Genomic DNA, 25,586 nt, shown 5'->3' on the forward strand with positions numbered 1-25,586 from the left:
CAATCCGCCGCGGCTTGGCACAAGTTGTGGCAAGTCGCGGTGAAGAGCGGCGACTTGCGCCAAGTGGCGGATCCGCTCTACTCGGCGGAGCGGTGCAGCTCCACGAGATCGGCGCCGTCACGGTCGCGGACGGTCAAGACGTCGCCGCTCAGCTCGCCCGAGGCCAGACCCCGGAAGGAGAGGGTCACACCGGAGCAGGCCTTGAGGGTCATCAGACCCATCTCGAAGTCCACGGCGTCGCCGGTCACGGTGGCCGTGCCGGTAACGCCGTTGCAGCCGTCGCTCCCGGTCACCGCGCCGTCCTGGTCGATCCCGAGCCAGGCCTTGTCGGGATCCTGCGCGCGCCACGTGCCGACCACCGAGGAGGAGGACGCCGTGCCGGGGTCGCTCGCGCCTCCCCCTTGCGCCTCACCGGCGGGGCTCGACGCGCAGCCGGCCAGCGCCGTCAGCGCGATCGACAGGGCAAGGAGGGGCAGAAACCGGCGAGAAGACATACCCCCATCCGATCAGTCCGGGGCGTAACAAACAAGAAAATGAGAACTTCCTTTGATTTCACCCTGTGTTTATCGACAAGAGTTGACTACCCTCGGATGAGGGGGCGGACATCAACGGGCGACCGGTATGTTCGAAAGCCCCCGTTCTCCAATACAGAACCAGAGGGTATCAATCGATGACGTTGAAAAAGAGGCTCGCGTATCTCGCGGTCGGAACACTCGCGGTAGCCGGCATGACCGGTACCTTCGGAACAGCGGCCTTCGCTGCGGATGACGCCGAACTCCCCACCAGTGGCGCAGCTTTCGACGCTCTGGCGCAGTCCCTGCTGAGCGCCGACGGCGGCGCCGACATCCAGGCTGTGGCCTCCGACGGTGCCGGCAACGTGGTCATCTACACCACGGCCAAGGCCGACTCCCTCGGTGACGAGGCTCGACTGCTGCTCGGCTCCGCCGGCAACACCGAGTACCGCACCATCTCCGCACCGTTCGAGGCCTACGCCGACGACGAGGTCGTGGGCGGCGCCGGATACGCGGCCTTCCAGAGCCCCGACGACGCCGAAGTCGGGCTCTGCTCGGTCGGCTTCTCCGGCTTCAGCCCCGAGGGCGACCCGGCCATCATCTCGGCCGGTCACTGCACCGACGGCAGCACCAAGACGCTCAACGCGCTGACGGTTCCCTCGCAGGACCCGGCCGGCGGTGGCGACAGCCCCGCCTTCCTCGCAGACCTGGGCGAGCTCGCCTTCTCGCAGTTCGGCGGCCCCGGCGACTCGGCCGGAGCATCCGGTGACCTGAACTCGGTCGACATCTCCACCTGGGACGTCACCAACGACGACCTGACCCTGCTCCCCGCCGTGACCGACTGGACCACCGCGTCCAGCGAAGACCTCGCGGCCTCCACCGTTCCGGTGCGCTCGGTCGGCGACGCCACGGTCGGCGCCACCGTCTCCAAGAGCGGTCGCACCACCGGCTTCAGCACCGGCACGGTCGACTCGATCAAGGGCTGGGCCAACGTCAGCGGCCACCAGGTCTACGGCTTCGGGGCATTCCTCGAGTCCAAGCCCGGTGACTCCGGTGGATCGATGATCCAGGGCGATGCCGCCATCGGCGTCGTCTCGGGTGGTACCGACATCGACGGCGAATCCTTCGTCTGGGGCGCCGACCTCAAGGCCGGCCTCGCGCTGACCGGCGGTTACACCGTCGAGGTCAAGCTCGATGCACCGAAGCTCACCTTCCCGGGTGACGGCGGCGACATCTACGCCGGCGGCTTCATCACCGGAACCGGTCCTGCCGGTAAGACCCTGACGGTCGACCCCTCCACGGGTGACTCGTTCGAGGTCGCGATCGACGGCAGCGGTAACTGGTCGTTCGCCGCCCCCGGCACCCCCGGTGAGATCTCCTACTCGATCCGCACCGCATCGGGCTTCTCCACCTCCCCCGCCACGACCTTCAGCGTCGACGTGATCCCGGCTCCGCTCGCGGCTCCGAAGTTCACCTCGCCGTACGAGGGCCAGTCGGTCGAGACCTCGATCAGCACCCTGCGCGGCACCGGCGTCCCCGGCGCCACGGTCACGCTGACCGGCGACGTCGAAGACACCGCCACGGTCGGTTCCGACGGCACCTGGAGCGTCGACGTCGAACTCGGCTACGGCAAGTACACCGTCTCGGCCACGCAGTCCAGCGAAGGCGCGACCACCTCCCCGACGGCCTCGCTGTCGTTCCAGGTCGCACCGGTCGCCCCGGCGATCACCGACCCGAAGAGCGGCACCGGATACGACCAGGGCTCCGGCCCCAAGTCGGTCTCCGGCACCGGCATCGACGGCGCGACGGTCACCCTCTGGGTGAACGGCACGATCGTGGGAACCGACACCGTCTCCGACGGCACCTGGAGCATCGCCCTGACCGGGCAGCTCGCGGCCGGCAAGGTCACCATCACGGCGACCCAGTCGATCGAGGGTGTGGCCAGCGCCGGCACCACGTCGACCATCAGCATCACCGCCGTCAACGGCGGCGGCGGCAACGGTGGTAACGGCGGCGGCAGCGTTCCGGCGGGCAACCCCGGAACCGGCCTCGCCAACACCGGTGGCACCGTGGCTCCGCTGCTCGGCGGCGGGCTGGCCCTGCTGCTCGCAGCCGGTGGAGCACTGCTGATCGCACGCCGCACCAACACGGCACGTCGCAGCAACTAGTCTGCTTCGACTGAGGGAGGGCGGTACGGCTTCGGCCGTGCCGCCCTTCTTCGTTCCCGCACGAGCCGAGGCGGGCCGACCTGGCTAGGGTCGGGACCATGAGCCAGACACCCGACATCGCAGACGCACCCGGAATCCCCGACACATCCGTGAGCGCTGACGCCCCCGGTATCCCCGACGCGGAGTCCCTCTCCCCCGCCACCCGTTCGATCGCCGTGCTGGGTGCCGGCGGCGACCTCACCGAGCGGCTGCTGCTGCCGGGCCTCGGCCAGGTGCTCGACGTCTCCCGCGGCATCCGGCTGCAGATCATCGGCGCCGCCCGCACCCCGCAGAGCGACGAGGAGTGGCAGGGCCTGGTGCGCCGCAGCCTCGAGGCGGCGGAGGTCTCGCCGCGCACGGTCGACGCCCTGGTCGCCGACGCGCGGTTCGTGCCGACGGATGCCTCCGACCCCGAGCAGCTCGCCGCCCTGTTGGCCGCGTGCGAGCATCCGCCGATCCTCTACGTCGCTCTGCCGCCGGCCATGGGGCGCACCGTGGCCGAGTCGCTGGCCGCGATCGAGCTGCCCGACGACCTCGTGGTGGCCATCGAGAAGCCGTTCGGCTCCGACCTCGCCGACGCCCAGGAACTCAATGCGGCCCTAACCGCCGTGATTCCGGAGGACCGCCTCTGGCGCGTCGACCACTTCCTCGGCAACGCCACCGTGCTCGGGATGCTCGGGCTCCGCTTCGGCAACCGCCTGATGGAGGCCGGCTGGTCGGCCGAGCACATCGACAAGGTCGAGATCGTCTACGACGAGGAGCTCGGCATCGAGGGCCGCGCCACCTTCTACGACCAGACCGGCGCGCTGCGCGACATGCTGCAGAGCCATCTGCTGATGGTGCTGGCGCTCACGGCGATGGAACGACCCGAGGCCGTCGCCCCGGATGAGGTGCACGAGCGGATGGCCGAGGTGCTCGGCGCCGTGCGGCTCTGGCGCGACGACCCCTCCAGCGCCCGCCGGGCCCGCTATACCGAAGGCCGGGTCGACGGCCGCTTCTTCCCCTCCTACGTCGACGAACCGGATGTCGAGGCCGAGCGCGGCACCGAGACGCTCGCGCAGCTGCTCCTGCAGGTCGACACCCCGCGCTGGCAGGGTGTGCCGTTCGTGCTGCGCTCGGGCAAAGCGCTCGGGCATCCGCGCACCGAGGTGGCGGTGCACTTCAAGGCCTCATCGGCGCCGGCCGGGCTGCGCACTGCGGGTGGCGCATCCGGTGACTCCGAGACGGTGCTGCGGATGTCGCTCGAGGGCGGCGACGTCGACCTCGACCTGTTCGTCAACAGCGCCGACGACGCCGGCGGCCTCGAGCGGGTGGCGCTCGAGGCGCGTCCGGGCGAGCCGACCCTCGGCCCCTACGCCCAGGTGCTGGCCGGCATCCTGCAGAACGACACCCTGCTCTCGGTACCGGGCACAGTGGCCGAGCAGTGCTGGCGCATCGTGACGCCCGTGCTCACCGCCTGGGCCGAGGATGCCACGCCCCTCGAGGAGTACGAGGCCGGCTCTCCCGGCCCCGAGGGCTGGTGAGCGCCCGGCCGCTGCTCAGCGCCTGCCTCGTCAGCGCCTGCCTCGTCAGCGCCTGCCTCGTCAGCGCTTGCCCTCCGCGATGAACGCGAGCCGGCGCAGGGTCTCGACGTTGCGCAGGTGCAGCGGCACGTCCAGCACCGGCCCCGGAACCAGGGCTCCCGGCCCCTTCACCGCCTTCTCGCTCATCCGCACCACGCAGCCGTCGCGGTGCGGGCGCACATCGAGGGTCACCTCCGCCTCGCCGATCGGCCAGCCGGCGGGACGGATCGTCATCCGGTGCGGCGGATCCCACTCGGTCACCGTGGTCTGGTCGTCGATCAGTACCGGCCACACGCCGAAGGAGTGGTGCAGACGGCTGCCCACCGCGGGCCAGGCGTCGTCGACCTCCCGCATCCGCGACGCCCCCACCACCCACACCGGGAACAGCCAGCCGTCGGCCAGCACCTCGAAGAGCTTCTCGGGCGAGCAGGCGATGCGACGGGTGTTGGTGGACATGAGGCCTCCGATCAGGGTGCCAGCGAGGGCGGGGTGGTGATTCCGAACTCCTTCGCCAGGGCCCGGCGGGCGGCGTACCAGCCGGCGAGGCCGTGCACACCGGGGCCGGGAGGCGTCGACGAGGAGCAGAGGTAGACACCCTCGGCCGGCGTGGCCCAGGGGTTGAGCGAGAGCGTGGGCCGGCGGATCAGCTGCCCGAAGGTCGCCGCTCCGGCCGCGATGTCGCCCCCGACGTAGTTGGGGTTGTGATTCTCGAGGTCGACCGCCGTGCGCGAGCTCGAGGCCAGCACGAGATCGCGGAAGCCGGGCGCGAACCGCTCGATCTGCCGGGTGATGGCCTCGGTGAGGTCGAGCGGCGAGTCGGCCGGCACGTGCGTGTAGGCCCAGAGCACGTGCCGGCCCTCGGGTGCACGCGAGGGGTCGAAGCCCGAGGGCTGCGAGACGAGTACGTAGGGGTCTTCCGGATGCCGGCCCGCCGCGACCTCGGCCTCCGAGGCGGCGATCGCCTCCCGGGTGCCTCCGACGTGCACGGTGCCCGCCTGCGCGAGCGCCGGATCCGACCAGGGCACCGGGCCGCTGAGCGCGAAGTCGACCTTCGCCACCGCGTTGCCGAAGCGGAACCGCCGCAGCGCGGCGAGGTAGCGCGCCGGCAGCCGGTCGCCGGCCAGCCGGGCGAGGCCGGCCGCCGAGGTGTCGAGCAGCACGGCGCGCGGCGAGCCCAGCTCGCGCAGCGACGCCACGGGTGAACCCGTGAGGATCTCGCCCTCGTGCGCGCGCAGGTCGTCGGCCAGCGCGTCGACGATGCTCTGGCTGCCTCCGCGCGGAATGGCCCAGCCTCGGCCGTGCGCGTAGGTGCCCAGCGACAGGGCCGCGCCCGCGGTTCCGAGGCTCGGCATCGGCTGGATCGAGTGCGCCGCCACCCCGCTCAGCAGGGCCGGGGCCCGCACGCCGCGGAACCTCAGGTTCCACAGCCGCGACCCCTGCTCGAGGCTGCGCAGCCCGAAGCGCGCTGCGGTGAGCGGATGCGCCGGCAGACGCAGCAGCGACGACCCGGTGAACTGCGCCACCTGGTCGGCGTGCTCGGCCAGCGGGCCCATCAGACTCCGCCAGGCCGCGCCGTCGACGCCGAGGTCGTCGACGGTGCGCTCCAGGTCGCGGTACGCCATACCGGCCGGTTCGGTGTCGAGCGGATGCCCGTACGAGGCCTCGGGCACGATCAGCTCGATGCGCTCCGCGAGCCCGAAGCGGCGGAAGAAGCCCGAGGCCAGGGCGAGCGGATGCACGGCCGAGCACACGTCGTGCCGGAAGCCCGGCAGCGTGGTCTCGGCCGTGCGCGAGCCGCCGCCGATCGTGGCCTCGCCCTCGTGCACGCGCACCGACAGCCCGGCGCGCGCCATCGTGACGGCGGCCGCGAGACCGTTGGGTCCCGAGCCGACGACGACGACGTCGGGGTCGGTCATCCGGCCTCCACGGCGGAGCGCAGCAGGGTGAACGAGCCGTCGCGCACGATCAGCGTGCTGACCTCGCCCTCCACCTGCTGACCGGGGTCGCTGGAGGCGGCGAGCCGCCATTCGGCGCCCGGCGCATCCGGAACCTGGAATTCGACGCCGTTCTCGGCCGCGTTCAGCAGCAGCGCGAAGGAGTCGGCGCCCGGATGCTCGAACACGAACACGACGGAGCGCGCGTCGGGGTTGTCCCAGTCCTCGTCGGCGAACTCCTCGCCGTCGGAGCGGAGCGAGCGCACGGTGTCCTGCGGGTCGCCGCCGTCCGACTGCTCCGACGACGGCGCCTGCCGGAACCAGGCCGGGTGCAGGGCCGGGTTCTCGCGGCGCAGCGCGATCAGGTCGCGGGTGAAGGCGAGCAGCTCCTGGTCGGCGTTCGCCCAGTCGAACCACGAGACCTCGTCGTCCTGGCAGTAGGCGTTGTTGTTGCCGCCCTGGGTGCGGCCGAGCTCATCGCCGCCGAGCAGCATCGGCACGCCGGCCGACAGCAGCAGCGAAGCGAGCAGGTTGCGGCGCTTGCGGCCGCGGCGTTCGTTCACGGCTTCGTCGTCGGTGGGGCCCTCGGCGCCGCCGTTGGAGGACTTGTTGTCACTCTCGCCGTCGTTGTTGTCCTCCCCGTTGGCCGCGTTGTGCTTGTCGTTGTACGAGGTGAGGTCGTGCAGGGTGAAGCCGTCGTGCGCGGTGATGAAGTTCACGCTGGAGAGCGGGCTGCGCCGGGACGACTCGTAGACGTCGGGCGAGCCCAGGATGCGCTGGGCGAGGGTGCCGAGCACGGCATCGGTGCCGTTCCAGAAGTCGCGCACGTCGTCGCGGAACTTGCCGTTCCACTCCGACCAGTCGGCCGGGAACCCGCCCACCTGGTAGCCCGCAGTGTCCCACGGCTCGGCGATCATCTTCACCGGGGCGAGCACCGGGTCCTGCTGGATGAGCGTCAGGAACGCGCTGTGCAGCTCGGCGTCGCCGCCTTGACGGGTGAGCGTGGTGGCCAGGTCGAAGCGGAAGCCGTCGACGTGCATCTCGGTGACCCAGTAGCGCAGCGAATCCATGATCAGGCCGAGGGCGGCCGGATGACCGACGTTGAGGCTGTTGCCGGTGCCGGTGGTGTCGAAGTAGTTGCCCTCGTCGTCCTCCACCAGGCGGTAGTAGGCGGCGTTGTCGATGCCCTTGAAGCTGAGCGTGGGGCCCATGTGGTTGCCCTCGGCCGTGTGGTTGTAGACCACGTCGAGGATGACCTCGAGGCCGGCCTCGTGCAGCGCCTTGACCATCTGCTTGAACTCCGCGACCTGGCCGCCGGGGCCGGCCGCGGCGCCCGCCTCGCTCACGTACTCGTTGTGCGGGGCGAAGAAGCCGATCGAGTTGTAGCCCCAGTAGTTGCGCAGGCCCTTCTCCTCGAGGTGGCTGTCCTGCACGAACTGCTGCACCGGCAGCAGTTCGACCGCCGTGACGCCGAGGTCGGTGAGGTGCTTGATCGCCGAGGGATGCCCGAGCCCCGCGTAGGTGCCGCGGATCTCCTCCGGGATGTCGGGGTGGAGCTTCGTGAAGCCCTTCACGTGGGTCTCGTAGATAAGCGACTCGCTGAGCAGGGTGCGCGGCGCGCGGTCGTCTCCCCAGTCGAATCCGGGGTCGGTGATGATGCAGCGGGGCGTGGCCGACGCCGAGTCGCTGTCGTCGCGCTGCTCGGGCTCGTTCATGTCGTGGCCGAACACGGCCTGGCCCCAGTCGTAGCCGCCCTCGATCGCGGTGGCGTGCGGGTCGAGCAGCAGCTTGCTCACGTTATGCCGAAGGCCCGCGGATGGCTCCCACGGCCCGTCGACGCGGATGCCGTAGCGGGTGCCGACGCCGGCCCCCTCGACGAAGCCGTGGAAGACGTGCCCGGTGCGCTCGGGCAGGCGGATGCGGGTCTCCTCCCCGTTCTCGTCGAAGGTGCACACGTACACGTGCTCGGCCGTCTCGGAGTAGAGGGCGAAGTTCCAGCGGCCGTCGCCGGTGTCGCCGGGGCCGTCGTGGATCGTGGAGAAGCCTAGGGGGTAGGGAAGGGAGCGGGCAGAGGCCACGGAACGGTTCCTGTCGGTGAGATTCGGGTAGTCCTCTTATTCAGGCATGAACGCGCTCCCGGCGCAGGGGGTTGCGTTCCCAGCGGAATATCGGGAATACCGAACGGCCCCCAGCGTTGAACTTGAGCGTAAGGCACTCAAGTTTCACAAACCAGGAGGTTTCGTGCCCGAGAACTTCGGCCCCGAGGGGCCCACGCAAGACGGCAGCGGCAACAACAGCTCGTTCGACGAGTTCCTCGCGCGCTACCTCGAAGGCGAGCGGGCGGCCCGCGCCGGCCGCTCGATCGACCTCAGCAAACTGGTCAGCCGCCGCACCCAGGAGCTGCTGGCCGAAGCCGGCCAGTACGCGATCGGCCACGGGCACCGAGAGCTCGACGCCCTGCACATCCTGCGCACCATCGCGCCCGTGCAGCCCGCCTCCGACGCCATCCGCGGGGTCGGCGCCGACCCGCGGGCGATCGTGCGCGCCGCCGAGTCGCGGCTCCCCGCCGCGAGCAGCGACCCCGTCACGGCGCCGGCGCTCACCCAGAGCGCCCAGCGCGCGCTGTTCCACGCCTACCAGGTGGCCCGCGCCTCCGGCTCGACCTACATCGACCCCGAGCACCTCTTCTTCGCGCTCGTGATCAACCAGGACTCCCCCGCCGGCCAGGTGCTGGCGCAGGCGGGCGTGACCCCGGATGCGCTGCAGGAGGGCATGCGCCAGAACATCGGCGCCGCGGCCGGCGCTGCGGGAGACCCCTCCTCGGCGATGGGCGACGACACCGCCGACGCAGCATCCGACACCCCGACGCTCGACAAGTTCGGCACCGACCTCACCGCGCTCGCCCGTGACGGCGAGCTCGACCCGGTGATCGGCCGGCTCGACGAGATCGAGCAGACCGTCGAGATCCTCTCCCGCCGCACCAAGAACAACCCGGTGCTGGTGGGCGAGGCCGGCGTCGGCAAGACCGCGATCGTCGACGGAATCGCCCAGGCGATCGTCGACGGCACGGTGCCCGAGCAGCTGCGCGACAAGCGCGTGGTGGCCATCGACCTGCCCGCGATGCTCGCCGGAACCCGGTTCCGCGGCGACTTCGAGGAGCGCCTCACCACGCTGATGGACGAGATCTCGGCGCACAAGAACGAGATCATCGTGTTCATCGACGAGATCCACACGGTCGTCGGCGCCGGCGGCTCGGGTGAGAACAGCATGGATGCCGGCAACATCCTGAAGCCCCGGCTGGCTCGCGGCGACCTGCACCTGCTGGGCGCGACCACGCTCAAGGAGTACCGCGGCATCGAGAAGGACCCGGCTTTGGAGCGCCGCTTCTCACCGGTGACCGTGGGTGAGCCGTCGATCCCGGATGCCGTGCAGATCCTGCACGGGCTGCGCGCGGCCTACGAGGAGCACCACGGTGTGAGCTACACGGATGCGGCCCTCACCGCGGCCGTCGAGCTCTCGGCGCGCTACGTGAGCGACCGCTTTCTGCCCGACAAGGCGATCGACCTGATCGACCAGGCCGGCGCGCGACTGCGGCTCTCGCTCGGCACGCTGCCCGAGGTGGTCGACATCTCGGCGCTGCAGACCGATCTGGCCTCACTGGAAGGCGCGAAGAACGCCGCCGTGTCGGCCGAGCACTACGAGGAGGCCTCGCGCATCCGCGACGAGATCGAGGAGATCCAGCAGCAGCTGGCCGACGCCACGACCCTTCCCGGTCGCGTGGCGGCCGAGCGCGCCGCCGGCGGGATCGACTCGGCCGCTGTGGTGGACGAGGCGGAGATCGCCGCGGTGATCTCGCGCTCCACCGGCATCCCGGTCTCCCGCCTCGGCGAGGTCGACCGCGCACGCCTGGCCGCCCTGGAGGGCGAGCTGCACGAGCGCGTGATCGGGCAGGACGACGCCGTGACCGTGGTGGCCAAGGCCGTGCGCCGCAACCGCACCGGCATGGGCGACGCGCACCGGCCGATCGGATCGTTCCTCTTCCTCGGCCCCACCGGTGTGGGCAAGACCGAGCTGGCCAAGTCGCTGGCGGGGTCGCTGTTCGGAGACGAGTCGGCGATGCTGCGCTTCGACATGTCGGAGTTCGGCGAGCGCCACACGGTCTCCCGCCTGGTCGGGAGCCCTCCCGGCTACGTCGGCTACGACGAGGCCGGCCAGCTGACCGAGCGCGTGCGCCGCAACCCGTACTCGGTGGTGCTGTTCGACGAGATCGAGAAGGCGCACCCGGACGTGTTCAACCTGCTGCTGCAGGTGCTGGACGACGGGCGGCTGACCGACGGCCAGGGCCGCACGGTCGACTTCCGCAACACGGTCGTCATCATGACCTCGAACCTCGGATCGGAGTTCCTGGCCTCGCGAAGCGGCGCCATGGGCTTCGTGGCGGCGTCGGCGGACGGCTCCGCCGGCAACGGCTTCGGTTCGGACAAGGCGCTGCGCGACCGCGTGATGGGCAAGCTGCGTGAGGCGATGCGGCCGGAGTTCCTCAACCGCATCGACGAGATCGTGCTGTTCCGGAAGCTCGAGAAGGCGCAGCTGCGCGAGATCGTGTCACTGCTGCTCGGTGCCACCCGCGCCCGGCTCGCCGCGCACGAGATCGGGCTGACGGTGACGGATGCCGCGATCGACTGGATGGCCGAGAACGGCTACGAGCCCGAGTACGGCGCACGCCCGCTCCGCCGCGTCATCCAGCGCAGCGTCGACGACCGCATCGCCGACCTGCTGGTCTCCGGTGCCCTCGCCGACGGCGGCGCGGTGACCCTCGACGCCCACGCGGGCGACCTCACGGTCACCCCCGCAGGCCTCTTGGCCGCCGCCTGATCCGGATCAGCGGATGAACTGGTTCACGAAGTCGGCACCGAGGCCCACCGCCTCGTAGTGGCGGCGGGCGTTCTCGATCTTCGTGAACACATCTTCGACCCCGATGGAATTCCCATCGGGGTCGACGTAGATGTAGGCGCCGGTGACGTGGAACAGCGTCGCCATCTCCTCCACGTCGTCCGGGATCTCGAGGGTGTGGATGTCGCCCGGCGGCTCGAAGGCGTAGCCGCCCTCCTCGGCCCACCAGCTGTGCTCGAGGTAGTGCCAGCGCCCCTTCAGCACGGTGGCGTGCACCGGACCGGCGTGCCGGTGCCGCGACAGGATGCCGCTCTTGCGCACGCGCAGGATGTTCACGAAGTACCCCTGGCTCACCGAGAGCAGCAGGGGCTTGAAGGTCACGTCCGCCGACTGCGGCACCCAGAGCCGCTCGTCGCCGCCGAGATCCAGGGCGCCGTCGACCACCAGATCGTCGACCATGCCGAACGGCTGCTCGCCCCGGTACGGGATGGCCGCGTCTTCCCGGCTCACTTCTGCAGGATTCATCGTCGAATGCCCTCCATTTTCAAATAGCTGTAGTAACTTCTACAATATGAAATAGACTAGTCGGATGACCGCCGCCACCGGAAGCAGCACCACGATCCAGTCCGTCGCCCGCGCCTCGCGCATCCTCGTCGCCGTGGCCGGATCCAGCGGCGGGCTCACCGCCCAGCAGGTGGCCGACCGCCTCGATCTCGGCCTCTCCACCGCCTACCACCTGCTCAGCACCCTCGCCGAGGAGGGCATGCTCAGCAAGGTCGAGGGGCGCCGCTACGCCCTCGGGCCGGTGCTCGGCGAGATCGCCGCCACGATCGTGCGCGAGCTCCGGCCGCCGGCCCGCTACCTGCGCGCCCTGAACCAGGTCGCCGAGGCCACCGGCGAGACGGCGTACCTGACCGGCTGGCACGTCGGCACCATCACGATCCTCGCCACCGTCGAGGGCGCTCACGCCGTTCGCGTGGCGGGCCTGGAGACCGGCTTCAGCGAGAGCGTGCATGCCCGGGCGAGCGGCAAGCTGCTGCTCGCCTTCGCCGAGCCGGCCGCGCGCGACGCCCTGCTCGGCACCCACGAGCTCACCCGGTACACCCCGGCCACCCTCACGGATGCCGCCCGCTTCGACGAGGAGCTCGACCGCATCCGGGCCGCCGGCGAGGCGCACGACCGGGAGGAGTACCGGGAAGGGGTGCGCACCCTCGCCCGCCCGATCCTCGAGAACGGCACGGTGACGGCGGCATTGGCCGTGTCGGCGCCGGCGGCCCGCTTCGAAGCGCACGAGGACGCCATCCGCAGCGCTCTGGCCGCGGCCTGCCGGGCGGCACAGCTCGGCTGATCGGCCTCAGATGCGCGGAATCGCCTCGGAGCCCGGGGCGGGCTTCGCCGGATCGCACAACCGCAGCACCAGAACGATGACGCCCGCAATGGGCACGAGCAGCCAGAGCAGCTGAAGCCAGCTGTTGCCGCCGTCGCGCAGGCGCCGCACGGCGACCGCGAGGGTGGGCAGAAGCACCACGACCGACCAGACCGACGCGAGCGTGGTGCCGATGGCCAGCATGCCCAGCGGTGTGCTGATGTTCAGCGCTCCCAGCCCGAAGCTCACCACCGAGACGAACAGGATGAACCACCAGAACTCGGCGACACCGGCGCGACCGGCGAAATCGGCGTACTTGCGCGCACCGGTGACGATGGCGGTACCGAACGACATCGAGGGGCCTGCGGTCGAGTCGCTCATCCCCCGATTCTACCGAGGCCGCATCCGGTGCTCCGATCGGGAGTACGGATGCGGCCTCCCTAGGATGAGGCCATGTCACCCGAACCCGGCGAGGCCCCCGAGAGCGGTGTCAGGCGCCTCGTGGCCTTCACCGACGCGGTCGTGGCGATCGCCATCACGCTGATCGTGCTGCCCCTGGTCGACACGGCCCAGGAGGGGGCGTCGTCCGCGACCGACTTCCTCACCGCGAACGCGCTCGGCCTCGGCGCGGCCGCGCTCAGCTTCGTGGTGATCGCCGCGTTCTGGAAAGACCACCACCGGCTCTACCAAGGCGTCACGCGGTCCACCCGGGCGCTGGTGAACGCGAACCTCCTGTGGGTGGCGGGCATCGTGTTCCTGCCGCTGCCCACAGTGCTCGTGGTCTCCTCGCCCGGGCACGACTCGCTCGCCGCCGGGCTCTACATCGGCGCCGTGCTCGTGACGCAGATCGCGGTGCGCCTGCAAGAGCTGATCCTGGCGCGACGGGGGCTGCTCCCGCCCGGACGCGAACCGGTGCGCGGCTACCTCTGGGCCGACTGGATCACCGCCGGCCTCACCGCGCTCGCTCTGGCCGTCACGCTCAGCGTTCCGCCGGCGGGTCTCTACCCCCTGCTGCTGATGCTGCTCTCCTGGCCGATCAACTGGCTCGTGCGCCGCGGCGGTCCGCCCGAGGCGCGCACGCACCGCATCCTCTGACCGCCCGGGGCGGGGCGGGGCGTGCGGAGTCGGCGCATCCGTCCATACTGAGAGGATGCCCCCGGAACCGGCCTGGATCGACCTGACGGTCGCGCAGACGCGCCGCTCGGCACTCGTCGAACCGCCCTCCCGGCGAGGCCTGTTCACTCGACTGATCGCGGCCGCCGTGCTGGTGGTGCTCGTGGTCGTCGCCGTCGGCGTGTTCGTGGCCCGCCAGCTCGCCGAGCGCGAGGCCGTGCACGATGCCGCCCGCTCGGCTCAGCTGCTCGGCGACGTGATCGTCGAGCCGGCGCTCAGCGACGCGCTGCTCGACGGCGATGCCGAGGCGCGCGCGATGCTCGACGAGCTGGTGCGCAGCCGGGTGCTCGGCGACTCCGTGGTGCGGGTCAAGATCTGGGACGCCGACGGCCGCATCCTGTACTCCGACGAACCGCGCCTGATCGGCGAGACCTTCGGCCTCGACGACGAGGAGCGGACGGTGCTCGCCAGCAACGGGGTGGAGGCCGAGGTGAGCGACCTCGGCGCCCCCGAGAACCGCTACGAGACCGGGCAGGGCGCCTTGCTCGAGGCCTACCACGCGGTGACCAGCCCCAGCGGGCGGGCCGTCTTGTTCGAGGCCTACTTCCGCTACGACCAGGTGAGTGTGCGCACGGGCGAGCTCTGGGGCGCGTTCTCGCTGCTCGCCGTGGGCAGCGTGCTCGCTCTGCTCGTGCTGCTGCTGCCGCTCGGGCGGCGGCTGGTGGTGTACCTGCGCGACGTGCGCGCCCACCGTGAGGCCGTGCTGCAGCACGCGCTCGACGCCTCCTCCGACGAGCGGCGGCGGATCGCCGGCCGTCTGCACGACGGCGCCATCCAAGACCTCACGGCGAGCGCCCTCGCGCTGCACGGCGGGGCCTCGCGCGCTCAGCGATCCGGAGACGCCGCCCTCGCCGCCGAGCTCGACGAGGCGGCGCGCACGCTGCGCGCCAACGTGGGCGGACTGCGCTCGCTGCTCGTGGACGTGTACCCGCCGAGCCTGACGGCGGCGGGCATCCGGCCGGCACTCGACGATCTCGCCGACGCGGTGCGCGGCCGCGGCGTGCGGGTGCGGATCGTGGACGACGAGCTGCCCGACCTCACCCCCGACGAGGCGCGCCTGGTGTTCCGGGTGGTGCGGGAGTGCCTCGCGAACACCGTGCGGCACGCGAAGGCCGGCGAGGCGGTGGTGACGCTCGGGCCGGTGCAGCCCGACGGATCGGTGCCGGTGGAGATCGCCGACGACGGGCACGGCTTCGATCCGGAGGGCATCGAACAGCCGGAGTCGGGGCACCTCGGCATTCCGCTGATCGTCGAGGCGGCGGCCGCCGAGGGCGCCCGGCTGCGGGTGCGCAGCAGGCCCGGGCAGGGCACCCGCTGGCAGCTCGTTCTGCGCGCGAACGCCTCTGCGGGGGCCCGCGGATGATCCGGGTGGCGCTGATCGACGACCATCCGCTGGTGCGCGCCGGGTTGATCGCGCTGCTGCGCGAACTCGACGACGTGACGGTCGTGGGTGACGCGGCCGACGGATCCGACGCGCTGGCTCTGGTGCGCGACAGCCACCCCGACCTGCTGCTGATGGACCTGTCGATGCCGGGCATGGACGGAGTGGATGCCACCCGGGTGCTGCGGCAGGAGCATCCGGCCCTCCCCATCGTCATCCTCACCTCCTCGCGCGACGGCGAGCGCCTGCGCGACGCCCTCGCCGCCGGAGCCACCGGCTACCTGCTGAAGGACGCCGAACCCGCCGAGATCGCTGCCGGCATCCGCTCGGCCGCCCGCGGCGAATCGCCGATCGATCCCCGGGTGGCGCGGATGCTCTTCCCGGCCGCCGAAACCACTGCGGCGTCCGAGCCGCTCATCCGGGGCCGCGAAGCCGAGGTGCTGCGCCTGGTCGCCCGGGGTCTGGCGAACAAGCAGATCGCGCGCGAGCTCGGTATCGCCGAACGCACCGTCAAGGTGCACCTCGGCAGCGTCTTCCGCCGCCTGGGCCTGAACGACCGCACCAGCGCCGCCCTCTGGGCGCGCGAGCATCAGCCCGACATCGAGTAGGTACTAGTACCAAGGTCGTATCGACTGCACGACGGGCGTCGATGACGATGGGAGAGCGGCCAGCCCGCATCCGCTCCCCCCGTCTCCGGAAGGCCTGTCATGACCACTCGACTCCCCCGCTCGCCGCGGCCGTTCCGCCGCATCGCCCGCGGCGCCCTCGTCGCCGCCACGATCACCGCCACCGCCCTGGTGGGAGCCACGGCCCTGGCCGCTCCCGCCAGCGCCAAGCCCTCGGCCGGCGGCGGCGACTACGCCGTCACCGTGAACGGCACCACCTACAACCCCGCGGCCGGCAAAGACGTGAAGCTGAAAGACATCGCGGTCGCCGGGTCGATCACCGTGAAGGGCCTGAACAACACCTTCCGCATCGATCCCAGCACGCTCGGTGTGTACGACTACACGCTCACCGGCGCTCCGGACGCGCTGCGCATGGTCACCGCGCCCACGGTGGTGTTCGCCTCGAAGGTGCCCACCCTCACCCCCGCGCAGATCGGCAAGGTCACGATCAAAGAGCTGCAGGTGCAGGACGACACCCTCGTCGTCACCTTCAACGCCGCCGGCGGCAAGCTGAAGATCCAGGCGAAGGACGGCGCCCAGGGCGGCATCTTCCAGATGGAGCCGGAGTTCGCCGGATCCGTCGAACTCGTGCACACGCTCGGCCCTGGCCTGTTCTACTTCGTCAACCAGTACACCGGCAAGGTCAACTTCGGCAACGGAGTGGATGCCGTGAGCGCCTCGCAGAGCGCCACCGGCTTCCACCAGATGCTGCTCGGCAAGGACAGCCCTCAGGTCGCCACCAAGACCCTGCAGACCGGAACCGTCACCAAGTGGCTCGTGACCTCGGGCGGACGCCTCGGCGGCGTGCTCGGCGAAGACGCCATCGAGCTCTCGCAGGGCGCCACGAACTGCACCAGCCAGTGCCAGGCGCAGAACCAGATCCACGGATCGCTGCCGGTGCCGCCGAACCCGACGAACCCCACGCCCATCGGCTGAGTTCGCCGGATGCGGGGCCGCACGCTTGGGGGCGTGCGGCCCTTTCCGTCGTGTCAGGTTCCGTCGTGTCAGGTGCGGCGGATGCACCAGGCCGCGAAGAGGCCGGCGGCGAGCGCCCCCACCACCACGATCGACGAGATCATCAGCCACACCTGCCACGAGCCGAGCAGGCCGCTCGCCGCGATGCCGATCGAGGCCGTGCCCACGGCGATCCGCCACAGCACCGCGCGGCTGCGCGCGCGCACCGCGAGTCCGCGCCTATCGACCTCCAGCCAGGCGACGACGCCCACCAGGGTGGCCATCACCGCCACCACGAAGCCGAGCATCAGGCTGGTCGAGGCGGTCAGCACCCCGAGGCCCGGCGCCCCCTTCGAGGTGAGCGCGAAGGTGATCTGCGAGGTCACGAAGGTGACGATTCCGGCGGCGAGGCCGCCCTCCAGAACGAACCAGCCCGAGTGGCTGACGTCCTGTTCCTGCCGGAGGCCGTCGAGGCGGCTCCCCGTCTTGCGTACTGCGATGGTCATGGACACTCCGGATCGGAGACGAACGGATGCAGCCACCGGTCGTCGTGGTGCCGAATGGGCGACGCTGCCCTGGGGATTCGGAGCCCTCACTCGTCATCGAGTGGAACCGGGAATCGTTCGGCGGCCGGAGGCGATCGGCTGCGGTCGCGGTCGTTGCACGCATCCGTCACCTCCTCAGAAGGCACCGGTCCCACGCTGGACCGGTCTGCTGCCCCCACGATACCGCCGCATCGGCTCCGGCGGCTTAGGCGGAGCTGCCGATTCCCGCGGGAAGTAGGGCATCCGCCCGATGAGGCGACCCCTCCTCAGCGAGGAACGTGAGGGCATCAGGACGATCCGTCGGGGATCGGCCGCATCCGACCGGAAGGCATCTCCCATGCTGTTCTTCATCGTCATCCTTGCCGCTCTCGCCCTGTGGGCCGTCATCGTGGCCGTTCTCGCCGTCGTCCACGACGGTCCCGGCCCCCGGCTGGGCGCAGGGGAAGAACAGGGCACACTGGAGGGACAGTCCCGTTCGAGGGGATAGTCCGACCGATCCGAGGTGGCCATGTCCGTTCCGATGTCCCTCACGCGCGGCCTGCTCGGCATCGCGCCCCTGAAGGCGGCGTGGCGGAGAGCCGGCGAGTCGCGCGGCCTCCACGACGCCCCGGCGCCACCTTCCCTCCGCCGTCTCTGCACGGTCGAGCACCGGATGCTGGGCGGCTTCCCGGTGACGCTCGTCACGCCCCGCGAGCACGCGACCGGCACGCAGCTGGTGTACCTGCACGGCGGCGGATACGTGGGGCCGATCATCGCGGCGCACTGGAGCATCATCACCTCGCTGGTGCTGCGCTCCGGAGCGACCGTCGTGGTGCCGAGCTACGGCCTCGCTCCCGAGCACACGGCGGTGGAGGCCTATCCGTTCCTCGAGGAGGTCTACCGGCAGGCGCTGGACCGGGCCGCCGCCACCGGGTCCCCCGTCTTCGTCGGGGGCGATTCGGCCGGCGCCGGTCTCGCCGTGGGGCTCGCGGTGCGCTGCCGCGACGGCGAGCTGCCCCCGCCGGCCGGGCTGCTGCTGTTCTCGCCCTGGCTCGACGTGCGGCTCGAATCGGCGGCCATCGCCGCGCTCGAGCCGCGCGATCCGCTGCTCGAGCGCTCGAACCTGGTCGAGGCGGGAAGGCTCTGGGCCGCAGGGTCGCCGGGCGGCACCGCCGATCCGCTGGTCAGCCCGCTCACCGACTCGCTCGCGGGCCTGCCGCCCGCCTTCGTGTACCAGGGCGACCGCGACATCCTGCTGCCGGATGCGAAGACCTTCGCCGCGAAGGCGACGGCGGCCGGCAGTTCGGTGCAGCTGCGCATCTACCCCGGCGCCATCCACGTGTTCGTGGGCGCCGGCTGGACGCCCGAGGCGAAGCGGGCTCTGGCCGATGCGGCCGGGCGCCTGCGTGCGCACGACACGGCCGACGACTCCGCCTGAGCGGACGGCCGGGCGCCTACCGGGTCCGGATCGCCGGGCTCGCCGATCCGCGGATCGTCACGACGGTGTACTCGATGTTGGCCACCGCGTGCAGCACGCAGCCCACTCCCACCACGGCGAGCGCCGCGGTGCCGAGCAGCCGGTCGCCCGGCCAGAACGACTCCACGAGCAGCAGCAGCGGGAAGCCCGCCATCAACAGCACCGTGCGCACCCGGCCGAGCCAGCGCACCACCACGATGCCGGGCTTCTTCGCCAGGATCGTGATGCCCAGCAGCAGATCGCTCAGCAGCAGCACGACGGCCATCCACAGCGGCACCAGCCCGGCGGCGACCAGGGTGACGCACACCACGAACTGGCTCACCCGATCGGCGATCGGATCGAGCTTCTTGCCGAGGTCGGTGATCTGGTCGAAGCGGCGGGCGATGAAGCCGTCGGCCCAGTCGGTGATGCCGAGCACGATCAGCACCATCAGCGCCAGCAGCGGATTGCGGAACACCAGCAACGACACCACGAACAGCGGTGTCAGAACGACGAGTCGCCCGATGGAGATGGTGTTGGGAACGTTCACGCGACCGGGTTCAGGCTCTGGGGCTCAGGCGTCGGGCAGCGACTCGGTCGTGATGATCGAGCCCGTCCAGCCTTCTTGCGAGGCGATCAGACCGGTCAGCTCGGCGTTGATGTAGAGCGTTCCCCCGTCGGGCCCGGCGGAGTGGAAATACGAGTCGGCGAACACGGAATCGCTCAGCACGACCTTCACGTTCGGATACGTCTGCACGATGCGTGTGATGGCTTTTTCCGGATCGGACACCTCTCCCCCTTTCGATAGCCTGGGTACAGCTTACTTCTAGGGGGTATCCATCGATGGAGTTCCAGACCGAATCGATCGGCGACGACGTCGCCGTCATCCGCGGTGAAGGCCGCCTGAACATGGTGTCGGGTCCGACCCTGCGCGAAGCCGCGAAGCGCGCCATCGACGGCGGCCGGCCGCGGCTCGTGCTCGATCTCGCGCCGATCCCGTTCATGGACTCCTCCGGGCTCGGCGCCATCATCAGCTGCCTGAAATCGGCCCGCGAGGCCGGCGGCGACCTGCGCATCGTGTCGCCGTCCAGCCAGGTGGCGATGGTGCTGAAGCTGTCGAACGTCGACAAGATCCTGCCCGCCTACGACAGCGCCGAGGCGGCCTACCGTGACTGAGGAGCGCCGAGATCTCGTCTTCAGCTCCCCGCCCGACGACGTGGATGCGGTGCACGCCTTCCTCGAGACCGTGTGGGCCGCGAACCCGGGCATCGCCGAGTTCGAGCGGATGGCCTTCGAGACGGCGCTGATCGAACTCGCCTCCAACGTCATCCAGCACGCCGCCGGCGACACCGGGGTCACCTGCGTGCTCACCGTCTCGGCCGACGAGAGCGGCCTCAGCGCCTCGCTCACCGACACGGCGGATGCCGGCGGCATCGTGCTGATGAACCGCGAGATGCCCGACGAGCTGGCCGAGTCGGGGCGCGGGATCGCGCTCATCCAGGCCCTCGTCGACGAGCTGCGCTACGAGCGGCTCGACGAGCGGAACGTCTGGACGATCAGCCGCGCGACACCACCACCAGAGTGACGTCGTCGTCGGCGCGCGGCGGCACCAGCGAGGTGAAGGTGTCGACCACGCGCTGCGAGCCGCCGGCGCTGCCGGCCGCGCGCACCAGGGCGGCGATCGGGTCGAGCGACTCGAGCGAGCCGTCGAACAGGTCGAGCAGGCCGTCGGTGAAGGTGAGCAGGCGGTCGCCTCTGGCCAGGACGGCCTCGCCGCGGGTCCACAGGCCGTCGCTCACGATGCCGATCGGAAGGCCCGTGGCCTCGAGCCGCTCGTAGGAGCCGTCGGGGTGCACGACGATCGTCAGCCCGTGGCCGCCGTCGGCGTAGACGATCGCCCCCGTCGACGTGTCGATACGGGCGTGGAAGAGGGTGGCGAAGCTGCCGGTGGCGCCGAGGTCGTCGATCAGCTGCTCGTTCACCTGCTCGATCGCGGTCACGACGTCGATGCCGGTGCGCGATTGGAAGGCCGAGCGCACCGTGGCGGCGAGGATGGCACCGGCGGTGCCCTTGCCCATCACATCGGCGAGGGTCAGTTCGATCTCGCCCTCTTCGCCGTGCCAGGCGTAGAAGTCGCCGGCCACGGCCATCGCCGGCACGCAGGCGCCCGCGAGGTCGAAGCCGCCGGGCACCGCCTGGGCCGGCTGCCGGTGCGGCAGCAGCTTCTGCTGCACCTCGGTGGCGCGGTCGAGGTCGGCGGTGTCTTGCAGCTCGCGCTCGACCCAGCCGCCGAGCTCGTCCAGCAGCTGCCGCTGCTCGTCGGAGAACGCGCGGGGCGTCGTGTCGACCAGACACAGGGTGCCCACCTGGTTCTGCTGGTCGATGCTGAGCGGGCGGCCGGCGTAGAAGCGGATGTGCCGTTCGTCGCTCACCGCGGAGCGCGACGAGAAACGGTCGTCCTGCGTGGCATCCGGAACCACGATGATGTCGGACTGCTGCACGGTGACGGCGCAGAAGGAGTCGTCGAGGGCGATGTCGCCGGCCACCCCGCCGGGCTGCGGCGACTTGGTGTACTGCCGCCGGTCGTCGATGATGTTGATCTCGGCGATCGGCACGTCGAACAGCTCGCGCGCGATGCGCGTGATGCGGTCGAAGCGCTCCTCGGCCGGGGTGTCGAGCAGGTTCAGCCGTTCGACGGCGTCGAGGCGGAGGCGCTCGAAGCGGTCGCGATCGGACGGGGCGGTCGGTTCGGCAGGCTCCATGCTAGTTAGCGTAGTCAACCCCCGATGGGGGACGGGACGAGCCGGAAGATGCGCAGGGTGCGCCCGGATGCCCGCTCGTACCCGCGATAGCCCGGCCACTGCTGCTCGATGAAGGCCCAGACCGCCTCGCGCTCGTCGTCGCCCACCAGGGTCGCCCGCACCTCGATCCGGCGCCCGCGCACCGACACCCAGGCCTGCGGATGCGCGAGCAGGTTGGCGCTCCAGGCGGGATGGTTCTCGCCCGCGAAGTTGCTGCCGGTGACCAGCGTCCGGCCACCGGGCTCCGGGCAGTACATCAGGGCGGATTCCCGCGGCAGACCCGACTTCGCCCCCGTGGTGTGCAGCACCAGGGAGGGCACCAGCAGGCCGCTGAGCGGCACGCGGCCGCGGGTGAGCAGCGTCATCGCACGTTCCAGCGGCGGCATGATCGTGGGGCCGACGCGGCGGAAGAACCGGGTGCGCGAGAAGCGCGCCACCACGATCCGGAGGCCGCGTTTCAGGGATGCCATGCGCCCATCCTCCCCCGCCCGGCATCGCATCGCGCCGGGCCGCGCGCGCAATCGCCCCGCGTCGGCGGAACGACAGCTGTAGCCTGATGCCGTGCTCTCCGTTCTGACCCGCACGCTCCGCCTGGTCGCCGCTCGCTGGCCGGTGCTGCTGGCGTGGTTCCTGGCGGGCTGGCTGGTGCGCTACGCGCTGATCGAGGTGGCGGCCTTCGCGGGCGCTTCGAGCGCCCTGCTCGGGCTGCTCATCCTGCCGCTGGCCGTGCTGGCCCGGCTCGGCAGCTACATCGCGATGTTCCTGGCGCTGCGCGACGACATGCCCGCGTTCCGGCGCGTGGACGCGAGCGGCCTGGGCACGCTCGAGCAGCCGGCCGCCGGCGGGCGCCAGAGGGTCTCCGACATCTTCCTGGTGAGCATCCTGCCGTTCTTCGCCTTCTACGCGGCGTGGAAGCTGCTCGGCGCCGACGTGAAGTCGTACGCCGAATCGGCGCTCGGGAACATGAACCCCTTCGCCGACGGCCCCTCGCCCACCGCGGCCGTGCTGAACCTGCAGCTGGATGCCGGCACCCTCGCGACGATCGTCGTCGCGTTCAGCGGACGGTTCCTGATCAAGCGCTACGCCAAGTCGTTGCCGAAGTGGACGAACCTGGTGGCCGTCTACCTCGAAGCGGTCTGGGTGTTCCTGACCCTCTTCCTGATCAGCAACTACACGGCCGGGTTCCAGGCCTGGGTGTCCAGCCGCGCGGCCATCCAGTGGTACGAGCAGCTGAAGGCCGCGGCGTTCGCGGTGTTCGCCCCGTTCGGCTGGCTCTGGAACGGGGTCGAATGGGCGATCAACGAGGCCGGAGCGCTGATGCTGTTCCCCCTCGCCTGGCTCACGCTCGCCGGAATCGTCTACGGGCGGGCGCTCACGACCCCGAAGATCGCCTATCGGCCCACGCACCGGTACTACACCGGCGTGCGCGACCGGGTGGTCGCTCTGCCGAACGGGGTGCGCACCCGCCTGAAAGACGTCGGCGCCGACCTCACCGACCGCTGGCGCCCGCTGGCCGGAGCCGTGCTGCTGATCTGGCGGGCCGGCGTGGTGCCGATGGGGCTGTTCGTGCTGGCCTACACGGTGCTGGACGCCGCCGGCACCTGGCTGCTGCTCGCGGGCGTGCGGCTGATCGGCCCACACGACCTCTACGGCTGGTGGATGAACTTCGACGACATCCTGGTGTTCGTGGTGAGCGTGCTGCTGGAACCGCTGCGGCTGTGCCTGATCGCGGCCGCATACGACTTCTGCCTGCGCCGGCTCGAAGAGCGCCGCGAGGCCGCGGATGTCGCGGCCTCGGTCTCAGGTGCCCAACCGGAGGAAACGCGGGAACTCTGAGCCCAGCTGCACGTCGACGGCGAACTCGTCGCCGGCGTCTTCGGGCACCACGAAGTGCGACTCGGCCGTGTACGCCGAGGTGCGTTCGGAGTCGCAGCCGACGGCGGCATCCGGATCGGCCACGTACTCCACGCCGGAGGAGAGGGCGTCGCGCCAACTGCGCAGCACCGAGCCGTCGGCGAGCTCGTTCAGCACGAAGGTGCACATCGACGAGCTCGTGACGCCCTCGGCGAGCTGCGGGTCGACGGCGACCGACACCACGATCAGGTCGGCGCCCTCGGGCAGACCGGCGTCGGCCACGGCGGGGTCGTCTCCCGGAATGCGCTCGGCCCCGATCAGCTGCCAGGCGGTTCCGCCGAATTCGGCGCGCTCCCCCGCCGCGACACCGACCGGAACACTCGGCCGCTCGGCGTAGTAGCCGCCCCACTCGTTCGAGAACGTCAGCGCGATCGTGGCCGGCGCCAGCACGAGGATGCCGAGCAGCCCCCAGCGGTTGCGGCGCCACCACCGGCGGCCGGTGCGGCTCGGCGCCGGGGCGGCGGGTGTCGCGGCGGGCACCGTCGGTGCCGTCTCGCTCATCGAACGCCCCAGACGGGGTCGGATGTCTCGACGGAGGCCTCGACGGGCAGGGCACCGAGGTCGACGGGCACCTCGATCTGCGAGTCGACCCGCCGGTCTTCGTCCAGCGCGAGCTGGATGCTCGCCCGGTGTGCGGCCTCGCTGCCGAGCAGCGCCCGCGGCACCTCGAACATCAACGGGCCGGTGAGGGCGATGCCGGTGGTCAGCGACTGATCGGCGATCGTGCCGAACGCGGGCCTCGTCGAGGCGCTGTAGGACGTCTCGCCGATCTGCAACCGGGCGGAACCCAGTCGCGCCGGGGAATCGGAAACCACGCTCGCCACACCCGCGTCGACCACCACCCAGACGCCCGTGGTCTCGCCGGCCCAGCCGTTGGCCGCCGTGACCTGCTCGGCCACCCGCACCCCGTCGATCGTCGCGACGAGGTTGCGGCCGGCGATCTCCTCGCCCAGCGCGCCGGCCACCGGGATCGGCGCCTGCCACAACCCCTTGGTGGGTGCCGTGTGGGCCACCACCCCGGCCACCACGAGCACCGCGACGAGCACGAGGCCGTTCAGCGCGTACCGCCACCAGCCCTTGGCCGCCGGGCGGGCATCCGGGAGCGCGCTCATCCTTCGCCCTCGCCCTCGCCGGTCTCGGCGCCCGAGCCGTCGCCGGAGTCGGTGACCGGAACCGTGACCGTGGCCGCCACGACCGGATCCACCCACCGTTCGCCGGAGGTGATGAAGCCGTCACTCTTGTACGTCTTGTCGTAGAGGTTGACCGCTATCGAGTCGCCCTCGGCCAGGGCTGCTGGATCGACCGACCAGATGAAGGCGAGCTCGATCGGCACCCCGGGCTGCAGGTCGGGGAACTCGGTGCCGTCGCTGATCACGGCCACGCTCAGCGGCATGCTGGCCGCATCCAGCCCTGGCACGCCCATCGGACGCAGGTTGTCGGCGGCGCCGATGGTGTTGCGGGTCGAGGCGGGGTCGCGCCAGACGTCCTCCACCGTCGCCACCACGACGAGCAGGCGGTCGCCCTCGTCGGGCAGGATGCCCTGCTCGGGGAAGCCGTCCAGCAGCACGGCACGCTCGACCGTGATGCTCAGCTGCGCACCGGTGTAGCTGTCTCCGGCGACGAGCTCGGGGATCGGCGCGGCCACCGCGTCGTTCAGGCCGCCGAACGCGGCCGAGACCGCCAGGAAGACCACGAGGCCGCCGGACACGAACCACTTCGTGGGCACCTTCTGCACCGCGGATCCGGCCCGGGCGCGCAGGCCTGCGGCGGGTGGTGCCGGCGGTGTGGTCGTCACTCCCACATGCTAGCCGCGGATCGTCAGGTGTCGACGGATCCGGTGACGACGAATAGGGAGCCGGATCAGTACCAGTTGACCGACTGCGAGTGCGACCAGGCCGAGCAGGGCGTGCCGTAACCGCGGGCGATGTAGTCCAGACCCCAGGAGATCTGGGTGACGGCGTTGGTGGCCCAGTCGTCCGCGATGCTCGACATCTTGCTGCCGGGCAGCGACTGCGGGATGCCGTAGGCGCCGCTCGAGGCGTTCTCGGCCTGGTAGTTCCAGCCCGACTCCTTGCTCCAGAGCGAATTCAGGCACTGGAACTGGTCGGACCCCCAGCCGTACTGGTCGGACGCCATCTGCGCGGCGACCGTGCGGGCGCCGTCGGGAGTGTTGGCCAGGGCCAGCGCCTCGGCCGCGGCCTGCGCCGCCGCTGCGGCGTCGGCGGCCGCCTGCGCCGCCGCATC

Annotated in this window: 26 protein-coding genes and 1 pseudogene; 12 read left to right on the top strand and 15 right to left on the bottom strand. The window is 71.0% G+C overall.

Features of this window, described 5'->3' with window-relative positions; translation table 11 throughout:
- Nucleotides 1-77 precede the first annotated feature (77 nt).
- Nucleotides 78-494 carry an META domain-containing protein gene (locus tag Q0D75_RS12885; protein WP_291054027.1) on the bottom strand — a complete coding sequence of 139 codons (417 nt, stop codon included), beginning with the start codon at nt 492-494 and terminating at the stop codon, nt 78-80.
- Nucleotides 495-670: 176 nt separating this feature from the next.
- Between Q0D75_RS12885 and Q0D75_RS12890 the strand changes: the two genes are divergently transcribed.
- Together Q0D75_RS12890 and Q0D75_RS12895 are read left to right on the top strand one after the other, a co-directional pair.
- Entirely contained in the window at nt 671-2,680 is a 2,010-nt protein-coding gene (locus Q0D75_RS12890) for a hypothetical protein (RefSeq protein ID WP_291054029.1), read from the top strand.
- 98 nt (nt 2,681-2,778) lie between these two features.
- On the top strand, nt 2,779-4,242 hold the full coding sequence (locus Q0D75_RS12895) for a glucose-6-phosphate dehydrogenase (protein ID WP_291054031.1): 1,464 nt from the start codon (nt 2,779-2,781) through the stop codon (nt 4,240-4,242).
- Between the two features lie 60 nt (nt 4,243-4,302).
- On the opposite strand, the gene Q0D75_RS12900 is transcribed toward Q0D75_RS12895, so the two are convergent.
- Genes Q0D75_RS12900 through glgX form a run of 3 tightly spaced genes read right to left on the bottom strand, consistent with a single transcriptional unit; the run spans nt 4,303 to nt 8,293 of the window.
- Nucleotides 4,303-4,737 (bottom strand): SRPBCC family protein, encoded by a 435-nt coding sequence (locus Q0D75_RS12900; RefSeq protein WP_291054033.1) that lies wholly within the window; start codon nt 4,735-4,737, stop codon nt 4,303-4,305.
- Between the two features lie 11 nt (nt 4,738-4,748).
- On the bottom strand, nt 4,749-6,197 hold the full coding sequence (locus Q0D75_RS12905; RefSeq protein ID WP_291054035.1) for an NAD(P)/FAD-dependent oxidoreductase: 1,449 nt from the start codon (nt 6,195-6,197) through the stop codon (nt 4,749-4,751).
- Nucleotides 6,194-8,293 carry a glycogen debranching protein GlgX gene (gene glgX / locus Q0D75_RS12910; protein WP_291054037.1) on the bottom strand — a complete coding sequence of 700 codons (2,100 nt, stop codon included), beginning with the start codon at nt 8,291-8,293 and terminating at the stop codon, nt 6,194-6,196. The genes Q0D75_RS12905 and glgX overlap by 4 nt, the downstream gene beginning before the upstream one ends.
- Nucleotides 8,294-8,456: 163 nt before the next feature.
- Here glgX and Q0D75_RS12915 point away from each other — a divergent pair, with 163 nt between their 5' ends.
- Complete coding sequence (locus Q0D75_RS12915) at nt 8,457-11,090, top strand: ATP-dependent Clp protease ATP-binding subunit (protein WP_291054039.1); 2,634 nt, start codon at nt 8,457-8,459, stop codon at nt 11,088-11,090.
- 6 nt (nt 11,091-11,096) lie between these two features.
- On the opposite strand, the gene Q0D75_RS12920 is transcribed toward Q0D75_RS12915, so the two are convergent.
- A complete protein-coding gene (locus Q0D75_RS12920) occupies nt 11,097-11,618 on the bottom strand; it encodes a 2,4'-dihydroxyacetophenone dioxygenase family protein (protein WP_291054041.1) in 522 nt (173 codons plus the stop codon).
- A gap of 79 nt (nt 11,619-11,697) precedes the next feature.
- Between Q0D75_RS12920 and Q0D75_RS12925 the strand changes: the two genes are divergently transcribed.
- A complete protein-coding gene (locus Q0D75_RS12925) occupies nt 11,698-12,456 on the top strand; it encodes an IclR family transcriptional regulator C-terminal domain-containing protein (RefSeq protein ID WP_291054043.1) in 759 nt (252 codons plus the stop codon).
- Between the two features lie 6 nt (nt 12,457-12,462).
- Here the strand turns inward: Q0D75_RS12925 and Q0D75_RS12930 are convergent, their stop codons facing one another.
- Complete coding sequence (locus Q0D75_RS12930) at nt 12,463-12,855, bottom strand: DUF805 domain-containing protein (RefSeq protein ID WP_291054045.1); 393 nt, start codon at nt 12,853-12,855, stop codon at nt 12,463-12,465.
- 72 nt (nt 12,856-12,927) lie between these two features.
- Here Q0D75_RS12930 and Q0D75_RS12935 point away from each other — a divergent pair, with 72 nt between their 5' ends.
- The 4 genes from Q0D75_RS12935 (at nt 12,928) to Q0D75_RS12950 (ending at nt 16,629) form a co-directional block, all read left to right on the top strand.
- Entirely contained in the window at nt 12,928-13,569 is a 642-nt protein-coding gene (locus tag Q0D75_RS12935; RefSeq protein ID WP_291054047.1) for a TMEM175 family protein, read from the top strand.
- 55 nt (nt 13,570-13,624) lie between these two features.
- Complete coding sequence (locus tag Q0D75_RS12940; protein ID WP_291054049.1) at nt 13,625-15,010, top strand: ATP-binding protein; 1,386 nt, start codon at nt 13,625-13,627, stop codon at nt 15,008-15,010.
- The gene (locus tag Q0D75_RS12945; protein WP_291054051.1) at nt 15,007-15,636 is read left to right on the top strand and encodes a response regulator transcription factor; all 630 of its coding nucleotides are present in this window, start codon (nt 15,007-15,009) and stop codon (nt 15,634-15,636) included. The genes Q0D75_RS12940 and Q0D75_RS12945 overlap by 4 nt, the downstream gene beginning before the upstream one ends.
- Nucleotides 15,637-15,735: 99 nt before the next feature.
- Nucleotides 15,736-16,629, top strand: a complete 894-nt coding sequence (locus Q0D75_RS12950; protein ID WP_291054053.1) for a hypothetical protein — start codon at nt 15,736-15,738, stop codon at nt 16,627-16,629.
- A 68-nt stretch (nt 16,630-16,697) separates the two neighbouring features.
- Here Q0D75_RS12950 and Q0D75_RS12955 read toward each other — a convergent pair whose 3' ends face one another.
- Complete coding sequence (locus Q0D75_RS12955) at nt 16,698-17,153, bottom strand: hypothetical protein (RefSeq protein WP_291054055.1); 456 nt, start codon at nt 17,151-17,153, stop codon at nt 16,698-16,700.
- A gap of 547 nt (nt 17,154-17,700) precedes the next feature.
- Between Q0D75_RS12955 and Q0D75_RS12960 the strand changes: the two genes are divergently transcribed.
- Nucleotides 17,701-18,609, top strand: a complete 909-nt coding sequence (locus tag Q0D75_RS12960) for an alpha/beta hydrolase (protein WP_291054057.1) — start codon at nt 17,701-17,703, stop codon at nt 18,607-18,609.
- A 16-nt stretch (nt 18,610-18,625) separates the two neighbouring features.
- On the opposite strand, the gene Q0D75_RS12965 is transcribed toward Q0D75_RS12960, so the two are convergent.
- On the bottom strand, nt 18,626-19,177 hold the full coding sequence (locus Q0D75_RS12965; protein ID WP_291054059.1) for a CDP-alcohol phosphatidyltransferase family protein: 552 nt from the start codon (nt 19,175-19,177) through the stop codon (nt 18,626-18,628).
- A 24-nt stretch (nt 19,178-19,201) separates the two neighbouring features.
- Nucleotides 19,202-19,417: a hypothetical protein gene (locus tag Q0D75_RS12970; protein WP_291054061.1), complete on the bottom strand. Its 216-nt coding sequence runs from the start codon at nt 19,415-19,417 to the stop codon at nt 19,202-19,204.
- 53 nt (nt 19,418-19,470) lie between these two features.
- Here Q0D75_RS12970 and Q0D75_RS12975 point away from each other — a divergent pair, with 53 nt between their 5' ends.
- Nucleotides 19,471-19,803 carry an STAS domain-containing protein gene (locus Q0D75_RS12975; protein WP_291054063.1) on the top strand — a complete coding sequence of 111 codons (333 nt, stop codon included), beginning with the start codon at nt 19,471-19,473 and terminating at the stop codon, nt 19,801-19,803.
- Nucleotides 19,796-20,212 carry an ATP-binding protein gene (locus Q0D75_RS12980; RefSeq protein WP_291054065.1) on the top strand — a complete coding sequence of 139 codons (417 nt, stop codon included), beginning with the start codon at nt 19,796-19,798 and terminating at the stop codon, nt 20,210-20,212. The genes Q0D75_RS12975 and Q0D75_RS12980 overlap by 8 nt, the downstream gene beginning before the upstream one ends.
- On the opposite strand, the gene Q0D75_RS12985 is transcribed toward Q0D75_RS12980, so the two are convergent.
- Both Q0D75_RS12985 and Q0D75_RS12990 read right to left on the bottom strand, forming a co-directional pair.
- Nucleotides 20,184-21,389 (bottom strand): SpoIIE family protein phosphatase, encoded by a 1,206-nt coding sequence (locus tag Q0D75_RS12985; RefSeq protein WP_291054067.1) that lies wholly within the window; start codon nt 21,387-21,389, stop codon nt 20,184-20,186. The two genes, Q0D75_RS12980 and Q0D75_RS12985, sit on opposite strands and share 29 nt — an antisense overlap.
- Nucleotides 21,390-21,403: 14 nt before the next feature.
- Nucleotides 21,404-21,898 carry a nitroreductase family deazaflavin-dependent oxidoreductase gene (locus Q0D75_RS12990; protein ID WP_291054069.1) on the bottom strand — a complete coding sequence of 165 codons (495 nt, stop codon included), beginning with the start codon at nt 21,896-21,898 and terminating at the stop codon, nt 21,404-21,406.
- A 91-nt stretch (nt 21,899-21,989) separates the two neighbouring features.
- Here Q0D75_RS12990 and Q0D75_RS12995 point away from each other — a divergent pair, with 91 nt between their 5' ends.
- The gene (locus Q0D75_RS12995; RefSeq protein ID WP_291054071.1) at nt 21,990-23,264 is read left to right on the top strand and encodes a hypothetical protein; all 1,275 of its coding nucleotides are present in this window, start codon (nt 21,990-21,992) and stop codon (nt 23,262-23,264) included.
- Here the strand turns inward: Q0D75_RS12995 and Q0D75_RS13000 are convergent.
- The 4 genes and pseudogenes from Q0D75_RS13000 to Q0D75_RS13015 form a co-directional block, all read right to left on the bottom strand.
- A complete protein-coding gene (locus tag Q0D75_RS13000; protein WP_291054073.1) occupies nt 23,229-23,843 on the bottom strand; it encodes a hypothetical protein in 615 nt (204 codons plus the stop codon). The genes Q0D75_RS12995 and Q0D75_RS13000 overlap by 36 nt on opposite strands.
- The gene (locus Q0D75_RS13005) at nt 23,840-24,454 is read right to left on the bottom strand and encodes a hypothetical protein (RefSeq protein ID WP_291054075.1); all 615 of its coding nucleotides are present in this window, start codon (nt 24,452-24,454) and stop codon (nt 23,840-23,842) included. Before Q0D75_RS13005 ends, Q0D75_RS13000 begins: the two co-directional genes overlap by 4 nt.
- The gene (locus Q0D75_RS13010; protein ID WP_291054077.1) at nt 24,451-25,137 is read right to left on the bottom strand and encodes a hypothetical protein; all 687 of its coding nucleotides are present in this window, start codon (nt 25,135-25,137) and stop codon (nt 24,451-24,453) included. Before Q0D75_RS13010 ends, Q0D75_RS13005 begins: the two co-directional genes overlap by 4 nt.
- A gap of 65 nt (nt 25,138-25,202) precedes the next feature.
- Nucleotides 25,203-25,586: pseudogene (locus Q0D75_RS13015) on the bottom strand (phospholipase); the annotation flags it as partial.

The sequence above is a fragment of the Herbiconiux sp. genome, from assembly GCF_023264855.1.
Taxonomy (GTDB): domain Bacteria; phylum Actinomycetota; class Actinomycetes; order Actinomycetales; family Microbacteriaceae; genus Herbiconiux.